The 23,027-nt window shown below is 46.1% G+C and carries 20 protein-coding genes; 7 read left to right on the plus strand and 13 right to left on the minus strand.

The genetic code is table 11. The features are described from left to right. Positions 1 to 41: 41 nt before the first annotated feature. The 4 genes from R8O70_RS22805 (at position 42) to crp (ending at position 3,163) form a co-directional block, all read left to right on the plus strand. The gene (locus tag R8O70_RS22805; protein WP_132937307.1) at positions 42 to 1,049 is read left to right on the plus strand and encodes a hydrolase; all 1,008 of its coding nucleotides are present in this window, start codon (positions 42 to 44) and stop codon (positions 1,047 to 1,049) included. Positions 1,050 to 1,082: 33 nt separating this feature from the next. Next, positions 1,083 to 1,295, plus strand: coding sequence for a YheU family protein (locus R8O70_RS22810; protein WP_005382815.1), 213 nt, complete (start codon positions 1,083 to 1,085; stop codon positions 1,293 to 1,295). Positions 1,296 to 1,420: 125 nt separating this feature from the next. Continuing rightward, positions 1,421 to 2,290, plus strand: coding sequence for a phosphoribulokinase (locus tag R8O70_RS22815; protein WP_005381434.1), 870 nt, complete (start codon positions 1,421 to 1,423; stop codon positions 2,288 to 2,290). 240 nt (positions 2,291 to 2,530) lie between these two features. Next, the gene (gene crp, locus R8O70_RS22820; RefSeq protein WP_005381432.1) at positions 2,531 to 3,163 is read left to right on the plus strand and encodes a cAMP-activated global transcriptional regulator CRP; all 633 of its coding nucleotides are present in this window, start codon (positions 2,531 to 2,533) and stop codon (positions 3,161 to 3,163) included. A gap of 136 nt (positions 3,164 to 3,299) precedes the next feature. On the opposite strand, the gene R8O70_RS22825 is transcribed toward crp, so the two are convergent. The 6 genes from R8O70_RS22825 to R8O70_RS22850 form a co-directional block, all read right to left on the minus strand. Beyond that, a complete protein-coding gene (locus R8O70_RS22825; protein WP_136977021.1) occupies positions 3,300 to 4,091 on the minus strand; it encodes a DUF1338 domain-containing protein in 792 nt (263 codons plus the stop codon). A gap of 248 nt (positions 4,092 to 4,339) precedes the next feature. Further along, complete coding sequence (gene astD, locus R8O70_RS22830; RefSeq protein WP_053307383.1) at positions 4,340 to 5,797, minus strand: succinylglutamate-semialdehyde dehydrogenase; 1,458 nt, start codon at positions 5,795 to 5,797, stop codon at positions 4,340 to 4,342. Between the two features lie 28 nt (positions 5,798 to 5,825). Beyond that, positions 5,826 to 6,845, minus strand: a complete 1,020-nt coding sequence (gene astA / locus R8O70_RS22835; RefSeq protein WP_005381422.1) for an arginine N-succinyltransferase — start codon at positions 6,843 to 6,845, stop codon at positions 5,826 to 5,828. A gap of 109 nt (positions 6,846 to 6,954) precedes the next feature. Continuing rightward, complete coding sequence (locus R8O70_RS22840; protein WP_213870402.1) at positions 6,955 to 8,166, minus strand: aspartate aminotransferase family protein; 1,212 nt, start codon at positions 8,164 to 8,166, stop codon at positions 6,955 to 6,957. 361 nt (positions 8,167 to 8,527) lie between these two features. Further along, positions 8,528 to 9,115 (minus strand): aminodeoxychorismate/anthranilate synthase component II, encoded by a 588-nt coding sequence (locus R8O70_RS22845; RefSeq protein WP_053303043.1) that lies wholly within the window; start codon positions 9,113 to 9,115, stop codon positions 8,528 to 8,530. Between the two features lie 189 nt (positions 9,116 to 9,304). Further along, positions 9,305 to 12,256: an ExeM/NucH family extracellular endonuclease gene (locus tag R8O70_RS22850; protein ID WP_205461576.1), complete on the minus strand. Its 2,952-nt coding sequence runs from the start codon at positions 12,254 to 12,256 to the stop codon at positions 9,305 to 9,307. Between the two features lie 543 nt (positions 12,257 to 12,799). Between R8O70_RS22850 and R8O70_RS22855 the strand changes: the two genes are divergently transcribed. Then, a complete protein-coding gene (locus R8O70_RS22855; RefSeq protein ID WP_005381401.1) occupies positions 12,800 to 13,174 on the plus strand; it encodes a hypothetical protein in 375 nt (124 codons plus the stop codon). Between the two features lie 57 nt (positions 13,175 to 13,231). On the opposite strand, the gene trpS is transcribed toward R8O70_RS22855, so the two are convergent. From trpS to nsrR, 5 genes are all read right to left on the minus strand, one after another. Next, the gene (gene trpS, locus R8O70_RS22860; protein WP_005381398.1) at positions 13,232 to 14,248 is read right to left on the minus strand and encodes a tryptophan--tRNA ligase; all 1,017 of its coding nucleotides are present in this window, start codon (positions 14,246 to 14,248) and stop codon (positions 13,232 to 13,234) included. Between the two features lie 116 nt (positions 14,249 to 14,364). Then, positions 14,365 to 15,051 (minus strand): phosphoglycolate phosphatase, encoded by a 687-nt coding sequence (locus R8O70_RS22865; RefSeq protein WP_005382834.1) that lies wholly within the window; start codon positions 15,049 to 15,051, stop codon positions 14,365 to 14,367. A 110-nt stretch (positions 15,052 to 15,161) separates the two neighbouring features. Beyond that, positions 15,162 to 15,905, minus strand: a complete 744-nt coding sequence (gene rlmB, locus R8O70_RS22870; protein ID WP_017633733.1) for a 23S rRNA (guanosine(2251)-2'-O)-methyltransferase RlmB — start codon at positions 15,903 to 15,905, stop codon at positions 15,162 to 15,164. A gap of 67 nt (positions 15,906 to 15,972) precedes the next feature. Continuing rightward, positions 15,973 to 18,480 carry a ribonuclease R gene (rnr, locus tag R8O70_RS22875; protein ID WP_205461575.1) on the minus strand — a complete coding sequence of 836 codons (2,508 nt, stop codon included), beginning with the start codon at positions 18,478 to 18,480 and terminating at the stop codon, positions 15,973 to 15,975. Between the two features lie 115 nt (positions 18,481 to 18,595). Continuing rightward, positions 18,596 to 19,021: a nitric oxide-sensing transcriptional repressor NsrR gene (gene nsrR, locus R8O70_RS22880; protein WP_005381392.1), complete on the minus strand. Its 426-nt coding sequence runs from the start codon at positions 19,019 to 19,021 to the stop codon at positions 18,596 to 18,598. A gap of 157 nt (positions 19,022 to 19,178) precedes the next feature. On the opposite strand from nsrR, the gene hmpA reads away from it, so the two are divergent. Continuing rightward, the gene (hmpA, locus tag R8O70_RS22885) at positions 19,179 to 20,363 is read left to right on the plus strand and encodes an NO-inducible flavohemoprotein (RefSeq protein ID WP_065274928.1); all 1,185 of its coding nucleotides are present in this window, start codon (positions 19,179 to 19,181) and stop codon (positions 20,361 to 20,363) included. An 80-nt stretch (positions 20,364 to 20,443) separates the two neighbouring features. Here the strand turns inward: hmpA and motX are convergent, their stop codons facing one another. Then, entirely contained in the window at positions 20,444 to 21,079 is a 636-nt protein-coding gene (gene motX, locus R8O70_RS22890; protein WP_005381388.1) for a flagellar protein MotX, read from the minus strand. A 216-nt stretch (positions 21,080 to 21,295) separates the two neighbouring features. Beyond that, on the minus strand, positions 21,296 to 22,612 hold the full coding sequence (locus R8O70_RS22895) for an adenylosuccinate synthase (RefSeq protein WP_005381385.1): 1,317 nt from the start codon (positions 22,610 to 22,612) through the stop codon (positions 21,296 to 21,298). A 172-nt stretch (positions 22,613 to 22,784) separates the two neighbouring features. Between R8O70_RS22895 and R8O70_RS22900 the strand changes: the two genes are divergently transcribed. Then, positions 22,785 to 22,970, plus strand: a complete 186-nt coding sequence (locus tag R8O70_RS22900) for a DUF2065 domain-containing protein (RefSeq protein ID WP_005381383.1) — start codon at positions 22,785 to 22,787, stop codon at positions 22,968 to 22,970. Positions 22,971 to 23,027: the final 57 nt, after the last annotated feature.

Genomic DNA, 23,027 nt, shown 5'->3' on the forward strand with positions numbered 1-23,027 from the left:
TCTTCAACGGACACCGAAGGACCGCATAAGAGCAGTTAGGTATGACACAATTTTTCGCAGCCGCCGGGATCAAAAACCCGCATCTCCAAACGCTTTTGCCGCGTTTTATTCGCAAAAAAGCGTTATTTACGCCGATTTGGCAAACCCTCGATACATCCGATGGCGACTTTCTCGATCTCGCGTGGAGCGAGGACCCAACCCAAGAGCCTGCACTAAAAAAGCCGATTTTTGTTTTATTTCATGGGTTAGAGGGATGCTTCTATAGCCCTTATGCCAATGGGCTAATGAATGCATTTGCTCAATCTGGATGGCTGTCGGTGATGATGCATTTTCGTGGCTGTAGCGGTAAGCCAAACAAGAAAGCTCGCGCCTATCATTCTGGTGAAGTGACTGACGCCCGCCACTTCTTAGAGCACCTTGAGCAACGCTTTCCTGATAACCCCAAAGTTGCGGTTGGTATTTCTCTTGGCGGTAACATGTTGGCGAATTATTTAGCCCAATATAAAGACCACCCTATTTTGAATGCAGCGACTATTATCTCAGCGCCTTTAGACCTAGCGGCGTGTGCAAACCGTATTGAACAAGGCTTTTCAAAAGTGTATCGCCGTTACCTGCTTTCTTCACTGAAACGTAACGCGTTACAAAAGCATCATCTACTGCATGGTGAGCTTGCGCTGTCCTACAACTCAATAAAACGTGTCACACGGCTGTATGAATTCGATGATTTGATCACCGCACCATTGCATGGCTTTAAAGACGCACAAGATTATTACGATCAATGTTCAGGCTTAAGTAAATTACAACAGATCACGCTACCGACACTGATCATTCACGCCAAAGACGATCCATTCATGACCGACGATGTGATCCCGAAATTTGTTCTGCCAGATAACATTGATTACCGTCTCTTTGAACACGGTGGCCATGTTGGCTTCCTGACAGGAACGGCGTTAAAACCTAAGTTTTGGTTGGAGGAAGCGCTGCCCGCGTATTACGAAAGTATCGCCGCAGATTACCTTTCTGCTGTATCCAAGCAACGAACGCAGTAAACTAGCCGCTCATCATAAAAGTTAGAGGTATTTATGATCATTCCATGGCAAGACATTGCGCCGGAAACATTGGAAAACTTAATTCGTGAATTCGTCTTACGCGAAGGAACGGATTACGGAACCGTCGAGGTTTCTTTGCAAGACAAAATTGATCAAGTTAAAGCTCAATTGGAAAAAGGTGAAGCGGTTATCGTGTTCTCTGAGCTACACGAAACCGTCGATATTCAGCATAAAACAAAATTTTAGACCCTTCACATTTTACCGTATCCCACTCGATGACAAGGTATTGTTACGTGCTATAGTGGGATATCGACCGTGCAGTAGTAACTCTACTGCACATTACAGGTAAGTAATTTTCGACAAGGTTTGTCATGTCAGCTAAACACCCAATTATTGCGGTTACTGGTTCGTCCGGTGCCGGCACGACCACTACATCTGAAGCCTTCCGTAAAATGTTCAATATGATGAACGTTAAACCCGCATGGGTTGAAGGCGATAGCTTCCATCGCTTTACTCGCCCAGAAATGGACATCGAAATTCGCAAAGCCCGCGAGCAAGGTCGACACATTAGCTACTTTGGCCCACAAGCTAATGACTTCCCGGGATTAGAAGAGTTTTTCCGTAAGTTCGGGCATGACGGCACTGGCAGCGTGCGCCGTTATCTGCACACGTTTGACGAAGCGGTTCCCTACAATCAAATGCCAGGCACGTTTACACCGTGGCAAGACTTACCCGAAAACAGCGACGTGCTGTTTTATGAAGGGTTACATGGTGGCGTGGTCGATGGCGATGTTAATGTTGCTCAACATGTGGATTTCTTAATCGGCATGGTGCCGATTGTGAACTTAGAGTGGATACAAAAATTCGTACGTGACACTCGCGATCGCGGCCATTCGCGTGAAGCGGTAATGGACTCAATCGTGCGATCCATGGACGATTACCTCAACTATATCACTCCGCAGTTTTCTCGTACTCACATCAACTTCCAGCGCGTACCGACCGTTGATACTTCCAACCCACTTAATGCAAAAGGCATCCCTAGTTTGGATGAGAGTTTTGTGGTGATTCGCCTACGCGGTATCAAGAATGTCGACTTCCCATATCTGCTGGCCATGATTGATGGCTCATTCATGTCACGCCACAACACGATTGTCGTACCCGGCGGTAAGATGAGCTTTGCAATGGAGCTCATAGTTCGGCCTATCCTACAACAGCTCATCGAAACAGGGAAAATTGGCTAAAAACCTGCCTGCGAAGATGTTTACTTTTCATACCGTGATCATGTGCACAGTTTTGCTTACAAAATCTCAATCATGGCACGATTAAAATCAAGAAATCGTTTTCGAAAAAGGATACTATTTCTTACCGAAACACAAGAGAGCTTGCAGCATATAAAAAGTGCTCTTATTCTAGTAGGCCTAATTCAGGCTTAGCTAAAATATGGATAGCGCAAGCGTACCCTGCAGAGGAAGTGAGATATTATGGTTCTAGGTAAACCTCAAACCGACCCAACATTAGAGTGGTTTCTTTCACACTGTCATATTCATAAGTACCCTTCAAAGAGCACGCTAATTCACGCGGGCGAAAAGGCAGAAACTTTGTACTACATCGTTAAAGGTTCTGTTGCGGTTCTTATCAAAGACGAAGAAGGTAAGGAGATGATCCTTTCTTACCTAAACCAAGGAGACTTTATTGGTGAACTTGGTCTATTCGAGGAAGACCAAGAGCGCACAGCTTGGGTTCGTGCTAAATCTCCTTGTGAAGTTGCTGAAATTTCTTTCAAGAAGTTCCGTCAGCTTATCCAAGTAAACCCAGACATCCTAATGCGTCTTTCTGCGCAGATGGCTCGTCGTCTTCAAGTAACTAGCCAAAAAGTGGGTGACCTGGCGTTCCTAGACGTAACTGGTCGTATCGCTCAGACGCTTCTGAACCTTGCAAAACAACCAGACGCAATGACTCACCCAGACGGCATGCAAATCAAGATCACTCGTCAAGAAATCGGTCAAATTGTTGGCTGTTCTCGTGAGACAGTAGGTCGTATCTTGAAGATGCTAGAAGAGCAGAACCTAATCTCTGCTCACGGTAAAACCATCGTGGTTTACGGTACTCGTTAATCTCAAACTAGAGTGACACGAACAAAATTATAAAAGCCACCAATGGCAACATTGGTGGCTTTTTATTTGCTCATGACCAAATGAGATAGGGTGCAGCGAACACTAATGAGTAAGCTTAACAGGTTAACCCTAAAACTTAGCCATTCGTACTTTCAAAGATTTTGTCAGCTGAAGCGGCCACGAAACCTGGGTACAAATCACCATTTTCCATCGGATAGCGCTTAGCAAATTCATAAAACCCGCCAGGGATAATTTCAGTGCCTTCGCTAAAACGAACCGCTACTTTATCTGCCATGGTCGATGACTGCTCTAGCAACACCTCAGGAGTGCCCTTCACTTCACCACCATTTTCATTAATGGTAAACCCAGCGGTACGCAGATGATCGTTTACCTGCTTCACTTCTTCATATTCATTGAGCTGGTTAACGCTCACCGTGAAGTGGTTTGCTCCGTAACCATGCGCCGCAAGCCAAGATGCGTACTCACTTTCTTTAGCCAACGTTTGGTAATCAGCAAAGCTTAAATCCCACAAGCGTCCACCATGTAAGAATGCGCTATCGTTCAGCTTGTCAACATCGACTTGTGCCATCAAATTTTTCACAATCTCTTGTAGCTCAGGAGAGCACTCTTCAACTTTTAGCTCACTAATAAATACTTTAGGTTGCTTCGGATCTGGGTGCTCATAGTGCTTAGCAACCAGCTTTTTGCTTTCGAAAACGTAATCACCACACGCCTTGTAACCGATAGCTACAAATGGCTTAGCTAGAGTTTCAATACCAAGAGGCGCGATATTGAAGGTACGTAAAGCTATATGATCATTAATCAGAGGCTCATCTTCTTGAAGCAGCTGATGCACTTTAGCCGCCGAAGGGCAAAGACGTTGAATGTAATCTTGCCATAGCGATTCAAATAACACATCGGGCGTCATAACGACTCCTTGTTACGAGATGTAGAGTTTAAAGGTAAGCGGAAGTTGGCTGCTCGTTCACAACAAAAGTTGTCCAGAATAATGAACGAGCAACCATCAACCTGTGACGGTAAATGCCAGTCAGTCAACACGCTTTTCCGAGTCTTTGCTCACTTTTCGTGTTCTGCCAACGATCACTACAACCCATACCTAAATGATGCGCCGGCAAGGTGAGCCGCAATGCATAGTTGCGACTCTATTATTAAAACTTATAGCGCTACACCTGGACTCAATGTTGCAGGCAAGACAGTCTCTTGACCTTCCATTGATGCCATTGGGTACGCACAGTAATCTGCTGCGTAGTAAGCGCTTGGGCGCAAGTTACCCGACGCCCCCGGACCACCAAATGGCGCATCACCGCTTGCACCAGTGAGCTGGCGGTTACGGTTCACGATACCTGCACGAATGTGGTCAACGAAGTATTCCCATTCTTGGTCGTCGGTTGAGACCAAACCAGCAGATAAGCCAAAGCGCGTATCGTTTGCTAGCGCCACGGCTTTGTCTAACCCTTCGTAACGCACCACTTGCAGAAGTGGGCCGAAGTATTCTTCATCTGGTAACTCAGCAATGTTCGTTACATCAATGATGCCAGGAGAAACAAATGCCGCCTCTCCTGCTTTCGCTTCAATTAAGCTTTCACCGCCAAGAGACTGTAGGTTAGCTTGTGCATCAAGAATAAACTTGGCTGCCGCGACCGAAATTTGCGGTCCCATAAATGGCGCAGGTTCTGCAAATGGTTGGTCTACGCGAATATTGCGTGTCGCTTCAACGAGCTTGGTGATAAGCGCATCGCCTTTTTCACCCAATGGCACATACAAACGACGAGCACACGTACAACGCTGCCCAGCACTGATAAACGCTGACTGGATGATGGTATAAACCGTGGCATCCAAATCACCATATTTATCAGAGATCACCATCGGGTTATTACCACCCATTTCTAGTGCGAGCATCTTGCCCGGTTGACCCGCAAATTGACGGTGTAATACATGCCCCGTATTCGCGCTACCCGTAAACAGTACGCCATCAATGCCTTTTGCGTCAGCGAGGGCAATACCAGTTTCTTTCGCGCCTTGAACAAGGTTAATCACGCCTTTCGGCAGACCGGCTTCTTCCCATAGCTTCATTGCCAATTCACCCGTCCATGGCGTTTGCTCAGACGGTTTGAAGACTACCGTGTTACCAGCCAGTAGCGCAGGCACAATGTGACCATTTGGTAGGTGGCCTGGGAAGTTGTAAGGACCAAACACCGCCATCACGCCCAATGGGCGGTGGCGCAATACGATTTGGTTGCCTGCTGCTTCACGGCTCGCCTCACCAGTGCGGTCATGATAAGCGCGAATCGAAATGGCAATTTTACCTGCCATGGCTGCTGCTTCAGTGCGCGTTTCCCAAATCGGCTTACCGGTTTCTTTGGCAATCACTTCGGCGATTTTTTCGCTGTTCTCTTTTACTTTCTCCGCAAAAGCCAACACGATTGCCTCACGCTCTGAAAATGGACGCTTTTTCCAGTTAATAAACGCTTCACGCGCTGCAGATACCGCCTGGTTCACCTGCTCTGCCGTTGCACCTTTGCCTTGCCAGATCACTTCTTGGTTGTACGGCGACAGAGACGTAAATGCTTCACCCTGACCTTGTACCCATTCACCTGCAATCCAATGTGTCATTGTTTCTATCCTTAAATTCTGTCGTCTGTTACTGCGGAAGAAGGCGAACGAAATCCCCTTCTTCAACCGAAAGTGCATCCGCAACGTCTGGTGCAATCATCACGCTTTGTGTTTCTGCGTCATACGCCGCTTTAGTGACTGTCGCACGGAAGTTCTCGAAAGATGAATTACACATCAAGAAGTCTTGTGTGCTGGAATGTTCAGAGATTTTGACTTGCGCACGGAATGAATGACGTACCGACTCAATATTACGCAGATCACACTCAACCGTTGGGCCACCATCGAAGATGTCGACGTAGCCTCGGTTGGTAAAACCTTCACGCTCAAGCAGCTTCAGCGCTGGACGCGTGTTGTCATGTACTTGACCAATCACGGCTTGCGCTTCTGGGCTGAGCAGGTTGATGTAAATAGGCAGTTTCGGCATCAAGTCGGCGATAAAGCCTTTCTTGCCGATACCTGTCAGGTAATCTGCAAGCGTGAAATCGATAGAGAAGAAATGCTCTTGAAGCCATTGCCAGAATGGTGAATTACCCTCGTCGTCTGAAACGCCACGCATCTCCGCAAAGATCGTTTCAGAGAAGCGCTCTGGGTGCTCTGCCATCATTAGGAAACGACACTTCGACATTAGACGACCATTCAGACCTTGGCGGAATTTCTCACGCAAGAACAAGGTACAAATTTCGCTGTTACCCGTGTAGTTATTACCAAAAGTAAGCAGTTTAACGACGTTGTTAACGCCAAGCTTTGGCGACGAGTGCACGACTTTACTAATGTGATATGAGTAAAATGGGACATCCCAGCCGATAGATGCTTCGATTCCGGTGGTACCCGCAACCTCACCCGTTTCAGAGTCAAAGCCAACCATCAGGTAGCCTTCATCGCCTGGTTCTGCCACATCTGGCTTACCAAAGCTGTACTCTGAATGTTTGATTCGATTAGTTAACAGTTCTTCGTTAACCGGTAGAGATGTAAATCCGTGACCAGACTCCACCGCACAAGTGTGCAGTGCGTCGTAATCCGACATCGCGATAGGGCGAACTACTAGCATCAATACTCCCTCCAGATGCAAGAAGATCCTAACTATATTGTAGGAACAATTCCCCCATCAGAGATCCTTGACGGGGGTGTCTGCGTTGACGTTTAAACTGATATCGCGCTTAAACTAAAGTCGCGATCGCTTTATCCAGTTTCGCCAAGCCTTCTTCAATTTCTTGTTGTGTGATAACGAGTGATGGTGTGAAACGTACGACATTGGCACCCGCAACCAATACCATGAGACCTTGTTTACCTGCAGCAACCAGCACGTCACGCGCACGGCCTTGCCATTCTTCATTTAGTGCAGCGCCAAGTAATAGGCCTTGACCGCGCACTTCTGAGAAGATGTTGTACTTCGCGTTGATCTTCTCTAGACCTTCACGGAACAATGCTTCGCGTTCTAGCACACCAGCCAACACCTCTGGCTTAGTAACTTCATTTACAACCGCTTCTGCAACCGCACACGCTAGTGGGTTACCGCCATATGTAGAACCGTGAGTGCCCACTTTCATGTGCTCTGCCAATTTTGCTGTCGTTAGCATTGCACCGATTGGGAAACCGCCACCAAGTGATTTCGCAGTACTTAGAATATCTGGCGTGATACCTAAACCTTGGTAAGCGTAGAAGTTACCTGTACGGCCATTGCCAGTTTGCACTTCATCGAAGATCAGTAAGGCGTTGTGTTTGTCACACAGCTCGCGAACCGCTTGAGCGAACTCAGGCGTTGGTGGCACGATGCCGCCTTCACCTTGTAGTGGCTCCATCATGACCGCACAAGTACGATCAGACATGTGCGCTTGTAAAGCTTCGATATCGTTGTAAGGAAGGTGTGTCACGTCGCCTGGCTTAGGACCGAAACCGTCAGAGTATGCCGCTTGGCCACCAACCGTTACGGTAAAGAATGTACGACCGTGGAAACCTTGTTTGAATGCAATGATTTCAGATTTCTCAGTGCCATGAACGTCTGCTGCATAACGACGTGCCAGCTTCAAAGCGGCTTCGTTTGCTTCTGCGCCAGAGTTAGCAAAGAACACTCGCTCAGCAAAACTCACTTCTGTTAGCTTTTTCGCCAGACGAAGGGCTGGTTCGTTCGTCATAACGTTACTTAAGTGCCAAAGCTTGTTAGCTTGCTCTGTTAGTGCGTTTACCATTACTGGATGACAATGGCCAAGACAGCTCACTGCAATACCACCAGCAAAGTCGATGTATTCATTACCTTCCTGATCCCAAACACGTGAACCTTCACCTTTAACAGGGATCATTTCCATCGGGTTATAGCAAGGTACCATTACCTCATCGAATAAACCGCGCTCTACTTTAATTTCCGTTGTCATTGCACATTCCTTCTTGATACCGCATGCGTAGCAGATAAGCGAATTTAACCGGCTCTCTTTGCCAGCAAATAATGTTTTGCATTTAAGCTATTGCGGCATTGTATTTACATTTAATTAACCATTTCAATAGTGATTTATTCTTTTCGTTCACGAAAGCAACTTCCATTAATCACTGCTTATGACTATTTATGCATCAAGAAAGTAAAATAGAGAAGTGATTTTTTATAAATGTTATGTAATACAGGGGATAGAAGGTTTAAAAAGACATGAATAGACAAAGAGACTCGAGAGAATCGCATAGTTTTGCAATCCGCTCACCTCAGCAAAAAGATGAATGATTTGTTAAGAAAAGTGATCGCGATCAGATCGCTTTGCGTGCTAAAAAGTTCGCAAGCAACTCGTGACCTTGCTCAGTTTTGATTGATTCTGGGTGGAATTGCACCGCATCAATTGGCAAGGTTTTATGTTGGTAACCCATTATTTCATCCATGCTTCCGTCAGGCAGTTCTGTCCATGCAGTCAGTTCAAACACGTCGGGTAAAGTACCGTTTTTCACCACAAGAGAGTGATAACGGGTTACCGTGAGTGGGTTATTCAGATTTTTAAACACACTGCGACCGTTGTGACGAATTGGTGAGGTCTTGCCGTGCATCACTTGTCGAGCACGTACCACTTCCCCTCCAAACACTTGTGCAATCGCCTGATGACCAAGACAAACTCCTAGGATCGGCAACTTACCAGCGAAGTGTTCTATCGCTTTCAGTGAAATACCTGCTTCGTTCGGCGTACATGGCCCTGGCGAGATCACCAAATGAGTTGGGTTGAGCGCCTCAATGCCTTGGATATCGATTTCATCGTTACGCACCACCTTTACGTCTGCACCAAGCTCGCAGAAGTATTGGTAAAGGTTGTAGGTAAAAGAGTCGTAGTTATCGATGATCAACAACATAAAGGGTCGGTTGCTCCAATCCGTTTTGGCAATGCTTACGTAGTGAATCGCCACGTTCGTGACAATCAAGGGCGGTATTTTGCTATACCAAGCAAGAAAGGCAAGTTTTTGCTGAATAAAAAGGCCAGCATAGGCTGGCCTTTGGTCTTTACAGCTATTTAGGAACTGTTTGTCAGGAAGTAAATTCGCTTAGCGGCGACGACGGAATAAGCCGAGACCTAGCAGCGCAAATAGCGCGCCAAAGCCAAATGAACCACCATCATCATCATCGTCTGATGGGTTAGTGCTCGACGGCTCTAGCGTAACATCGCGAGAATCACTGAACTTAACCGTGTTACCGGTAGAATCTGTCACTTTCTCTTCTAGAACGTACTGACCTTCCGTTGGTGCTTTGTCGAATTCCACACTCACGCTACGAGCATCAATGTCTGTTTGTGTCAGAGTTGCACTCGCTTCGTAATCATCAGTATCAGACGTTGACGACGCCGCTTGAGTTGCTTCCGTTAGGCTTACCGTCACGATATCACCGACAACTGCGTTTGGTGGTAGACGAACTTCCACTGCTAGGTTTTCACCTGAGCTTGGTAGATCGATATCTGTATCTGGTAAATCAATCGCGATGATCACTGGATCGTGGTCAGAGGCAGAGAACGCATCTTTGTACTTCGGCATATCACCTGTGTACTTGCTGCTGTATTCGAACAAGTTACTCTCTAGTGAGTTGATGTGCCAATCTTCAATTGCTACCACTTTTTGCGCTAGGCTGCTGCTTGCCAATGCGTGGTCCAAATTACCCAGCTCGCCCGAATAGGTGTAAGAAAACGTATCAGTGCCGTGCAGCAACGTGTTTAAGTTGTGCAGACCGTAACCTTTTTCAATTTTGGTCTTCTCTACTTGAAGTTCACCATCACCAATGGTTGTGTAAGCAGCAGTATAAATGTCACGGCCGTATTTCTCTTTCGAGTAATCAGTCAGTGTCAGAAGTGGGTCTTCCATGCCATAAGCATTGAGGTCGCCCATGAGCAATACATCGCCTTTCACCTCTTTCAACGCTTCACCCACTGCGTGCGCAGCAGAAACGCGGAAGTTGTTACAGTTGCCTTGCAGATCCGCTGGCTCAGAATCTTCTACACCGGCAATCCACTCTTCAATACACTCAGAGCCTTTCGACTTAAAGTGGTTTACGACAATAGACAAATCTTCACCCGTCTCTTTCACCGTAAAGGTCTGAAGTAGACTGTGGCGTTGGTACTTATCGTAAGCAGGGTTACTTTCTGTGCCCTCTTTACGAGTAATTGTGTTTTCTGCAATGTGCTGCTCTGGCGTGATGATCACTTTTGCAGCGTCTTTTGGCGTTACTGCGTTAGCACGATATAAAATCGCCACCATGATCGCATCACTGCCAAAGTATTCGTCTTGGTATTTGTCTTGCTCTTCGATTTCGACATACGTGTAATGATCTTCAGCGTCATCAATCTCAGCATTTAGGGCATCAACTAAGTTTTGGATAGCACTGCCATCACCAAAGCCGTTGTTTTCCACTTCCATCAAACCAATAACGTCTGCGTCCATCTTGTTCATCGCCGCAACGATTTTCGCTTGCTGGATCAGGAATTCGTCTAGATTAGTCGCACCACGGTTTTGTCCGGTTGGGTTTTCATGACCACTGTCAGCCACGGAGTTGAAGTAGTTCAGTACGTTGAAGCTTGCAATACGCAAATCTGAGTCCGCAATCGCTGGGGCATCTTTACGAGCCACATCGAAGCCTTCACCTGAAGTCACAAAGTTGGTGTTATCGACTTCATTGGTCGCAATCAGGCGGTATTCGTTGTAGCTGTAAGCCACGACACCCTGAAGACCTTCTACTCGAGAACCAAGGCGAATGTGCTGCTCTGAAGAGCCATCTTGGTCTGCATCTTTAGCAAAATCTGGGTAGTATGGGATTTGGCCGTTTGGTGCTTTGCCATCTGATTCTAGGTATACGCGGTTTGCTGCGTTGTCTTTTGCTAGCTCAACGGCTGCATCGCTCTCTGCCGCGTGTAATTGAGTCGGCTTTAACAATGGCGCTTCATGAGAGAGCATCATATTGTTACGACGTGAATCGTAGTCGTAAGAGAAGTTGCGAGTTACAAACAAGTCACTTGCCGAGGTCAACTCAACTTGCATCCCTTCATGACGCTCAAGCGCATCACGTAGTGTCTCACCTTCTTTGATAACAAGATCGGTAACTCGAGAGGTTTCAGAGGTGCCTGTTTTCACATAGCTGTTAGCATCAGAAGCAAGCTGAGTATTGCTGTAATACTCTTGAACTTTACCTTTCACACAAACAACATCACCAGCTTTCAGCGCCGTGTCCGCCGCGTCGGTATGAATGAACAAGCCTTCTGAGGTCTTGTCGTTGTTGTCGCTTTCTAATGCTTGTAGGTAGAAACCTTTGGTTAGGCCAGTGGTAACAGCAGTCACGACACCAGTTACGAAATGATCTTCGTCAGTAATGTATGGGTAACCATCAATGAATGGAGACGTATCGCCTTCACCTTGAATATCTTGGATGGTAGTGAAGTTAGGTTGCTGACCGTCGACTTCACAAGCGAATGGTGCTGGTGGCTCAGTCGCATTTAGCTCACCAAGGCCGTCAATGTTGTCTTTCTCAAATGCCGTCCACTGAGATGCATCATAAGTAGCAGAAGGGGTTAGTGCATCACTGTTACGAACTAATGTGGTGTCTTTACCAAAATCTACGTCACCCATCACACCGATGATGTCGTGCACTTCACCATCTTTAAGCAGTGCGATCGGGTCGTCACCGTTAAAGTTCGCAACGCTTTTATCTGTGATATCGGCGACAGCTTTGATGGCATCGCTCGCGTCACCATGCGCCAGTACATACACTTGGTTAGCTTGTATCGTCACTTGGCTAAGGTCGAATGTGCTGCCCCAAGTACCACCACCGTTTGATGATTTCGCCAACTCGTAGCCAGTGAGTGTCACCGCAGTATCACCCGTATTAGCGATCTCTACCGCTTTATTATAAGCGCCGCCTTCTACGTATTGGGAAATAATAATCTCTGCGTTCGCGTTTGCACTAAGTGCACTGGCGATGGTTAATGCGAGTATTGAGGGTTTGATTAACGTGTCCATTGTCATACCTGATATTTATGTAAATGCAAACTTAGCTCTGGTTAGAGCCTGCCATTTGCGTCTACTATCAGGTTTATTTATGAAATAAATAAGAATGAGTAATTAAAGCCGTGAAATGAATCACATGTGAATATAAGAAAATATGCCAGAGCATCCCATTCAAACATTTTTTGTAATAAATACAGAGCGCTATTGATAAACAAGTCAGAATTTAGATTGATTACTCAGTTTACTTTTTCACTTCATGTTAAGGAGTAGAAAATACATCACTTGTTGAGTTGCTTATTAACCCAACCGTTCCGTTACAAATAAAAAATATAATTAGTCACTAATTTAGAATGCTTTAATTTTCACTTGTATCACTGTTCAAGCCCAAGAATCTATTACTCGCTTCGTTCTCTCTTATACAGGCCCCTCATACTTCAAAGTTTTCATGATTTATTCAATAACTTTTCATTACTCACTAGCCAAAAACATACACAAAAGATATAACACCTGCGCGAGACAATAAGATCTCATTAGCTGTAAACCCAGGAACGACAAATGAAAAAAATTCAACGCAGTGTGCTAGCTCTCTCCCTACTTGGCTTGATAGCGGGGTGTCAGTTGACCGCCAGTGAGCCACTTCAACCTACGGCGAATCAAGACATCATCGAATCAGCCAAAAATGAACTGGATGGTATTGAAGAGCTAGAAGTCAGTGACGAGGGTGTTATTACCTTTACTCAGCGTCTAAGAACGCCAGGAACCTACTGGATTCCAGCGAGAATTAAAGAACTCAGCTACGATATATCATGCGTACAGCTTAGTTACTTCATTGATAGAGGCATGGTTGTGAAGTCTGCCTTTCTAGGGGCTCGAGGACGTGTTGAATATTACGACATGGAACGCTGTATGAAAGACACACCATTTCAGTAATACAGGCATAAAAAAAGCTCCACCAAAGTGGAGCTTTTTCGTATTCGTTCTTAGCAACTATGGGCGAGCTACAAAACCTACTGCTTCGTATGCTTTCTTAAGCGTTTCAGCCGCTCGTGCCGAGGCTTTCTCAGCGCCTTGCTGCATTACCTCGTCCATGTAAGCACGATCAGCGCGAATACGGTGATATTCTGCTTGAATTGGCTCAAGCATTGCTACAACTGCCTCACCAACATCTTTCTTAAATGGGCCATACATTTCTACGCCTTGGTACTTCGCTTCAATCTCTTCGAAGCTCATGCCTGTCGCCGCGGAGTACAGACCCATTAGGTTAGCAATGCCCGCCTTGTTCTCGATATCATGACGGATACTTGGTGGCGTTTCGGTATCGGTTTGCGCTTTGTTGATCTTCTTAAGGATCGACTTAGGCTCTTCCAGCAGCGTGATAACGTTCTTACGGTTGTCATCAGATTTAGACATCTTCTTCGTTGCATCTTGAAGGCTCATTACACGCGCATTTACTGTCGGAATGTAAGGCTCTGGAACTTGGAAGATTGGCTGCTCTGGCGAGTAAATATTGTTGAAACGCGTTGCGATATCGCGCGCTAATTCTAGATGTTGCTTCTGGTCACTGCCTACAGGTACTTGGTGTGCACCGTAAAGCAAAATGTCAGCCGCCATCAACACCGGGTAGTCAAATAGACCGACGTTTACGTCATTCGCGTAACGTGCCGATTTGTCTTTAAACTGAGTCATACGGCTCAGCTCACCCATTTGAGTGTAGCAGTTAAGAAGCCAACCTAATTGAGCATGCTCTGGTACATGTGACTGAACAAATAGCGTGCTCTTCTTCGGGTCAACACCAACTGCCAGACAAATTGCCAGTGCGTCTAGAGTTGCTTCATGCAGCGCTTTAGGGTCCTGACGAACCGTAATCGCGTGAAGGTCTACCACACAATATTGGCAATCATAATCGTCTTGCATCTGCTGCCATTGACGTAGAGCACCCAAGTAGTTACCGATACTTAGTTCACCTGAAGGTTGAACACCACTCAATACAATGGGTTTGCTCATTAGAATGATTCCTTTGACTTCTTAATCTAATTAAATGAAAAAAACCGTGCAGTAATAGGTGCACGGTTTACTCAGTGTACTCATTAACGAGTATTTTGGAAGCTCTTTTGTAGCCGTTATGCAGAAACCGCTACAACGTCCAATAATTCTGCCAAACTGTCAGCGACGAAATCTGGATTTGATGCTGAAATAGGTTCACCGTGGTTGTAACCATATGTCAGACCAAATGAGGCACAGCCTGCATTCTTTGCTGCGAGAATGTCGTTTTTCGAGTCGCCAACCATCAGCATTTCACTTGGTTGGATTTGGTGCTTTTCCATTAGCCAGTTCAATGCTACTGGGTTTGGTTTTTTCTCTGGGAATGCATCACCGCCAAGGACATCAACGAAGTATTTTGCGATGTCGTGCTTTTCCAAAACGTCAGGCACAAACTTTGAAGGTTTGTTAGTCACCAACGCCATAACAAAGCCCGCTTTGTGCAGCTCTGCTAGTGTCTCTTTTACCGTTGGGTAAAGATGACTTAGCTTGTGACCGCTTTGCTCGTAGTAATCATCAAACAATACACGCGCTTTAGCACGAAGCTCTTCACTCAGCTCCGGGTTGATGGTCAGGCTTTGGCTTAATGAGCGACCAATAAGCACGTCTGCGCCGTTACCCACGTAATCACGAACTTGTTCTTCTGAAACCGATGGAAAGCCAAGCGCCTGTACTGCTTGGTCTGCCGCGACAGCTAGATCTGGCACGCTATCAAGCAAAGTACCATCTAGATCGAAGGCGATGAATTTAATGTCTTGTTGAGTCATAACTTCCCTGAGGATTTTTATTTATAAATCGGTGAAAACGACAAAGGATGGCACCCCATCCTTTGTTTTTATCATTATGTCTGATTCTACAGTAACTGTTTGTTTCGTCGTTACTTTGCAGCAATACGCTGACGAACTGCCTCAAACAAACAGATGCCGGATGCCACAGATACGTTCAAGCTTGAAACGCTACCAGCCATTGGGATCTTAATCAAATCGTCGCAGGTTTCACGAGTCAGACGACGCATACCGTCACCTTCTGCCCCCATTACGATAGCAAGGGGTCCAGTCAGTTTTGCTTGGTAGATGTCGTGCGTTGCTTCGCCCGCCGTACCAACAAACCAGATACCTTGCTCTTGCAGTGTACGCATAGTACGAGCCAAGTTAGTCACTCGGATCAATGGCACGACTTCAGCTGCACCACAAGCCACTTTGCTTACGGTTGCGTTCATCGGTGCAGAACGATCTTTCGGTACGATGATCGCCGCAGCACCTGCCGCATCTGCGTTACGTAAACACGCACCAAGATTGTGTGGATCGGTCACGCCGTCTAACACTAATAGCAGTGGTGATTCGTGCTGCGCCAGGATGTCATCTATATCGTTCTCATTCAGCTGCTTCGCTGGTTTCACACGAGCGATGATGCCTTGGTGATTTGCACCGCGCGCTTTGTCATCCAAGGTTTTACGTGTCATCTGCTGAATAGAAACGCCACAAACCTGAAGATCATTTAGGATTGGCATTAGGCGATCATCTTGACGACCTTTTAAAACGTACGCCTCGATAAAACGCTCTGGTTCGCGCTCCAATACCGCCTTCACTGCGTGAATGCCGTAGATAAATTCGTTACTCATTGTTTAACCTGTTGTTCTGGTCGTATTGCCTGCGCCAACCGAGTTTGAACTAAGTTGGCGCTTCAACCTACTGCGCTTCTTTTTTAGTGCGCTTGGTTTTCTTCGGCTTACTGTGCGGCTTCTTTTTACGTGCTTTTTTCACTTTAGGCTTCTCGTTGCCTTCGGCGTCACCACGTTTTGGGCCATAACGCTTACTCGTTGCACCCGTTTCTTCTGGGCGTTTAGTTGGCTCTATCGCAGGAACTGCACGAGCCGCGCCACCTTCTTTCGATGAAGAGCGAGTCGCAGCGCGTTTTTTATCTTTCGCTTTGCGTTTTGCTTCCGCTGCGCGTTTCTTCGCAGTCTTACCTTCGCCGCGTAGCTTACGACTTGTTTCGACCAATTCAAAGTCAATTTGCTTATCATCGAGGTTAACAGCCAGTACTTTTACTTTTACTGCATCACCTAAGCGGTAGATGTTACCGAAACTTTCACCAATAAGTCGTTGACCAATCGGGTCAAATTGATAGTAGTCGTTCGCAAGGGTAGAAATATGTACCAAACCATCGATGTGCAAATCCGTTAAACGTACAAAGAAGCCAAAGCTAGTGACATTAGCAATAACACCGTCTAGTTCGTCACCGACGTGGTCTTGCATATATTCACACTTCAGCCAATCCGCAACATCACGTGTTGCATCATCAGCACGGCGCTCTGTCATCGAACATTGTTCGCCGTAAAAATCCATGTCGTCAAACGAGTAATGATAGCCACCTGTTGGTGTCCAGCGATCTTGATTACGACCTTCTTCTTTAGCAATCAGATACTTGATTGCACGGTGAAGTAACAAGTCAGGGTAACGACGAATTGGCGACGTAAAGTGCGCATAGCGTTTCAATGCCAACCCAAAGTGCCCCGCGTTATCTGCGTTGTATACCGCTTGCTTCATTGAGCGTAGCAGCATGGTCTGAATCAACTCTTGATCTTGACGCCCGGAGATTTGACGTGCGAGATCAGCATAGTCCGTTGGTGAAGGCTCTAAACCACCTTTTAGCTCAAGACCAAGTTCACTTAAGAAGTCACGGAAACCTTGCAGGCGTAATTCACCTGGAGATTCGTGGATACGATAAAGCGCGGGCTCTTTCGCTTTTTCTACCAGCGATGCCGAAGCAATGTTGGCTAAAATCATACATTCTTCGATGATCTTATGCGCGTCATTACGAATTACTGGCTCAATACTTTCGATTTTACGTTCCGCATTGAAAATAAATTTGGTTTCAACGGTTTCAAATTCGATTGCACCGCGTTGATCTCGTGCTTCTTTCAGCACTTTGTACATCTTGTGCAACTCTTCTAGATGAGAAACAAGCGGCTGGTAGCGCTCACGTAGTTCTTCATCCCCTTCTAGAATCGCGCTCACTTTGCTATATGTGAGACGAGCGTGCGAGTTCATCACCGCCTCGTAATGCTTGTAACCAGACAGCTTACCTGTATCGGAAATGGTCATTTCGCACACCATACACAAGCGATCTACTTGCGGGTTAAGCGAACATAGGCCGTTCGATAGTACTTCTGGCAACATCGGCACAACTTGCGACGGGAAATATACTGAGTTACCACGATTGATCGCTTCTTTGTCCAACGCAGAGTCAGGACGAACGTAGTAACTGACGTCAGCAATCGCTACCCATAAACGCCAACCACCTTCTTTGTTCTTTTCACAGTAAACGGCATCATCAAAGTCTCGTGCGTCTTCGCCGTCAATGGTCACTAGTGGCAAATCACGTAGATCCACACGACCAACTTTGGCTTCTTCTGGTACTTCTTCGCCCAAGTTTTCGATTTGTTTATCGACGGCTTCTGGCCACTCGTGAGGAATTTGGTGTGTACGAATCGCAATTTGTGTTTCCATACCTGGTGCCATATTTTCACCAAGGACTTCAACCACTTTACCCATCATGCCGCGTGAGCGTGAGCCACGATCAGTAATTTCAATTACGACTACGTTACCCATGCGTGCACCCGCTTTGTGCTCATTTGGGATCAGGATATCTTGGCTGATACGCGAGTCATCTGGGACAACATAGGAGTATCCATATTCAAGGAAGAAACGACCAACGATTTGATCATTGCGCTCCTCTAGCACACGCACCAAACGTCCTTCACGGCGGCCGCGCTTGCTGTTGTCTGTCGGTTGCACTAAGACAAAATCACCGTGGATGATGTTCTTCATCTGATGGTGCGGTAACAGAATATCATCATCCTTGCCGACGCTGCCTTCTGGACGTACCCAACCATGGCCATCACGATGACCAATCACGTAACCTTTCACCATTTCAAGTTTTTCAGGCAATGCATAGCACTGACGGCGGGTAAACACCAGTTGGCCATCTCGCTCCATCGCACGTAGCCGACGACGCAACCCTTCGTATTGCTCTTCGCCCTCAAGCTTTAGTGCCTCAAACAAGTCGTTACGATTCATTGGAACGCCCGCTTGCTCTAGAAACTCGATGATAAACTCTCGGCTTGGAATTGGATTTTCGTAATTTTTGGATTCACGATCTGCAAAAGGATCGTTTGGAATATTGTCTGACATAGGCACGCCTATCTAGCAAGGAAGGTATGTGGCTAGTATATCTGAGTCTCTCGATAAGCTACAGAATTGCTTTGAAAAAAGAATGATCGAGATCGACTCTAGGCATGCAAATGAGTTAAGGACGAGCCAGCAAGATCAAAAGTTCAGAATTGTCACTGAGCAAGGATTCAATCGTGCAATCATCCAACTCCGCCAGAAAGGCACTTTTTGCTTTCGCCAATTTATCTTTGAGGCGGCAAGCAGGGGTAATATGGCAAAAATCCACACCACAGTTGACTAAATCTAACGGCTCTAAATCGCGCACAACACCACCGACTGTGATTTCAGATGCTGGCTTCATCAGCCGGATACCACCGTTTTTTCCGCGCACGGTATGGACATAACCCAACTGTCCTAACCGATTGATAACTTTAACCATATGGTTGCGCGACACACCAAATAAATCCGTCACTTCGGTAATGCTGGTTAACTCATCTTCCGGCAACGAAGCCAAGAAAATTAAGGTTCTCAACGCATAATCAGTGAAACTAGTTAACTGCATATTCTCTCCCAAAGTGCGACTCAATAACCCGCTGGTGATACTAAAACCCCAAACTTGAGCTATCGATAAAAGTGTAAATCTTTTCTTGATCGAAAGATACATTTGAGATACAACTTTAAACATGCATTATAAATACAACTTAAAGTAGGAAGCCCTTATGCTCAGCAATCAAACTATCGAGATCGTCAAAGCGACCGCACCACTCATCGCCGAAACAGGACCAAAACTGACCGCGCACTTTTACGAGCGTATGTTTACTCATAACCCTGAGTTGAAAGATATTTTTAACATGAGTAACCAGCGTAACGGCGATCAGCGTGAAGCATTATTCAACGCTATCTGTGCCTATGCTGCCAATATTGAAAATTTGCCAGCTCTGCTTGGCGCAGTAGAGAAAATTGCGCATAAGCACACGAGCTTTTTGATCACAGAAGATCAGTACCAAATCGTTGGTAAGCATTTACTTGCAACAATCGATGAGCTTTTTAATCCAGGTCAAGAGGTGTTGGATGCTTGGGCTGAGGCTTACGGCGTACTTGCGAATGTATTTATTCAGCGCGAAGAACAAATTTACCAACAAAATGAAGCTTTGGAAGGCGGCTGGCGCGGTCTACGCGAATTTGAATTAGTCGATAAAAAGATTGAGAGCAAACACATTTGCAGCTTTGTGTTCAAGCCAACCGATGGCCAAAAAGTGGCGCCGTATAAACCGGGACAATACCTTGGCATCTACATCAACAGTGACCAGTTAGAAAACCAAGAAATTCGCCAATATAGCCTGTCTTCTGCGGTCCAAGAGAACACCTACCGTATCTCAGTAAAACGTGAAGAAGGCGGAAAAGTGTCGAACTACCTGCACGATAGCCTGAACATTGGCGAAAAAGTGCAGCTTGCAGCCCCTGCCGGTGATTTCTTTATGGATGCCGAACCACAAACACCCGTTGTTCTAATTTCTGCTGGTGTGGGACTTACTCCAACGCTGTCAATGCTAGAAAGTCTCTCAGCACATCAAGCACCTGTAACTTGGGTTCATGCAACAGAAAATGGCCAACAGCATGCTTTCAAGCAACACGTAAACCAACTCGTTGCAGAAAAAGAAAATATGAACGCGCTCGTTTGGTATAACCAACCAACGGCAGAAGACAAGCTAGGCGAAGACTTCCACTTCACGGGCTTTGTCAATCTGTATGAAATTGAAGCTGCATTAAAGCAAGATAACGTGCAGGTATACTTCTGTGGTCCTGTAGGATTTATGCAGCACGTAGCGAAACAGCTATTAGAACTTGGCGTACCAGAAGAGCAATTCCATTACGAATGCTTCGGTCCACACAAAGTGGTTTAAGCGCTACCAACTATCGGGAAAACAACAAAGCCCACGTGACGTGGGCTTTGTTGTATGAAGTTGTTTGCAATATTGAAGCGTTACCAAAAGGTGTCTCGCCGTTTAGCTCGAGCAATAACGTTTTGTGGCATGCGCTGTTCAAGGCCGTTTCTCAATACAGTTATGCGCTTATGCTGCCGCTTATCTGCTGTGACAGAGTTATATAACCAACGATACGCATCTTCGTAATCGAGTGGACTGCCATAATCACGTAAAAGCAACTCGGCCAGATGAATACGCGCGTTTAGGTTTCCCATTGACGCAGCTTCTCGCAAATATGGAATTGCACGTTCTTTATCTTGCTGTACTAAAGTGCCACGCGAATAGTATCGGCCAATCTGCTCTAGTGCAGCTGGTAACCCCTGATGCGCTGCATTTTCGATGTAGTAAAGACCCAGTTCGACATCTTGCTCGACACACACACCCCAAGCCAACATATCTCCGTACAGAAATTCATAAGCGGGTAAGTTAATTCGAGTCGCACGAGCTACGATATCCTCCACCAGCTGGCAGTTATCAGCGCGCACACGTTGTAAGTGCTTATTTTGCTCAATAAGCTTTATCAGCTCTGCTTCGGTATAGATCGGAACTGGTGCCCCCACATCAGCAACATTGGCTTTCACTGTGGTAGCAACCAAGGTCAACAACAGTGAAGCAGCCACTGTTCGTAACTTCATAAACGTACCCTTAAGGTATCTAAGAAACCAAAGATCGGTGAAGGATCTCCTCTGCTTGATAACCTTATCGGCAAAAAACAGCTAAGCTTTAGACAATTTTTGCCTCTGATTTAGGCTCAGCGGCAAAAGCTTGCCATATGAGAGTCACGCTGTTTTTGTTCAGATACAAAAAAGCCGACCAGAAGGTCGGCTTTTGCAATCTTTAACGGCTATCAATTAAGCTTCGAATGGGTGAACTTTGATGATAGTTTCGTTACGGTCAGGACCTGTAGAGATGATGTCTACTGGAACGCCAGTTAGCTCTTCAATACGCTTGATGTAGTCAAGAGCGGCTTGTGGTAGAGCATCTAGTGACTTAGCACCAAATGTGTTCTCAGACCAACCAGGCATTGTTTCGTAGATTGGCGTTGCTTTTTCGAATGCTTCAGCAGCCATCGGAGAAACTTCTAGCACGGAGCCATCTTCCATCTTGTAACCAGTACAGATTTTTAGCTCTTCTAGACCATCTAGTACGTCTAGTTTAGTTAGACAGAAACCAGATACAGAGTTGATTTGGATTGCACGACGCATAGCAACAGCATCGAACCAACCTGTACGACGTAGACGACCAGTTGTCGCACCGAACTCGTGGCCAACTTCACCTAAGTGCTTACCAATTGGATCTTGCTTATCTAAACCGTCGTATAGTTCAGTCGGGAATGGACCAGCACCAACGCGAGTACAGTACGCTTTTGCGATACCCAAGATGTAACCGATGTGACGAGGACCAAAACCAGAACCTGCAGCAACACCACCAGCAGTCGTGTTAGAAGACGTTACGTACGGGTAAGTACCGTGGTCGATATCAAGTAGTGTACCTTGTGCACCTTCGAACATGATCTTGTCGCCGCGCTTACGTGCTGCGTCTAGTTCGTCAGTTACGTCGATAACCATTGACGTTAGTAGTTCAGCGTAGCCTTTAGCTTGCTCAAGTACTTCTTCGTAGCTTACTGGTTCCGCTTTGTAGAAGTTAACTAGTTGGAAGTTATGGAACTCCATGACTTCTTTTAGCTTCTCTGCGAAAGTCGCCATATCGAATAGGTCGCCAACGCGTAGACCACGACGAGCAACTTTATCTTCGTATGCTGGACCGATACCACGACCAGTAGTACCGATAGCTTTTTTACCGCGAGCGATTTCGCGAGCTTGGTCCATTGCAACGTGGTAAGGAAGAATTAGCGGACATGCTTCAGAAATGAAAAGACGCTCGCGTACTGGAATACCGCGCTCTTCAAGAGGCTTCATTTCTTTAAGTAGAGCTTCAGGTGATAGTACAACACCGTTACCGATAACACATTTTACGTTATCGCGAAGGATACCTGATGGAATTAAGTGAAGAACGGTTTTTTCACCGTCAATTACGAGAGTGTGACCTGCGTTGTGACCGCCTTGGTAGCGTACCACGTATTTTGCATCTTCAGTTAAAAGGTCTACGATTTTACCTTTACCTTCGTCACCCCATTGGGTGCCTAGAACGACTACGTTATTTCCCATCTTTCCAAGTCTGATTGCTAGTTAAAAATGGATTCTAGCACCGAATCACGCTTCTTGCAGTCATTTTTTGTTCACAGAGTTGCTACCAGAATGTCATCTTGCCGCTTTGTTCATTTTGAAATCAGCATATCACTGATAGTATTTAGCTTTCTCTATTCGACTGGAAAGCGCTATGTCTGAATCCATATGGTTGGCGATTGGGCTCGTCTTGATCGTGGAAGGCATTGGGCCACTGATTGCTCCTAACGGTTGGCGGAATATGGTGGCTCAATTAAGTGAACAACCCAACAATCAGCTACGACGCATCGGTGGCTGCCTAGTAGTTGCTGGAGCCGTCATCGCCATCATGATGAGCTAGCACTTAGCATCAGATACAAAAAAGGCTCCCTAAGGAGCCTTTTATTTCAATGAGACG

Origin of the sequence: Vibrio sp. 779(2023), from assembly GCF_033344285.1 — a bacterium.
GTDB classification, from domain to species: Bacteria; Pseudomonadota; Gammaproteobacteria; order Enterobacterales; family Vibrionaceae; genus Vibrio; species Vibrio alginolyticus.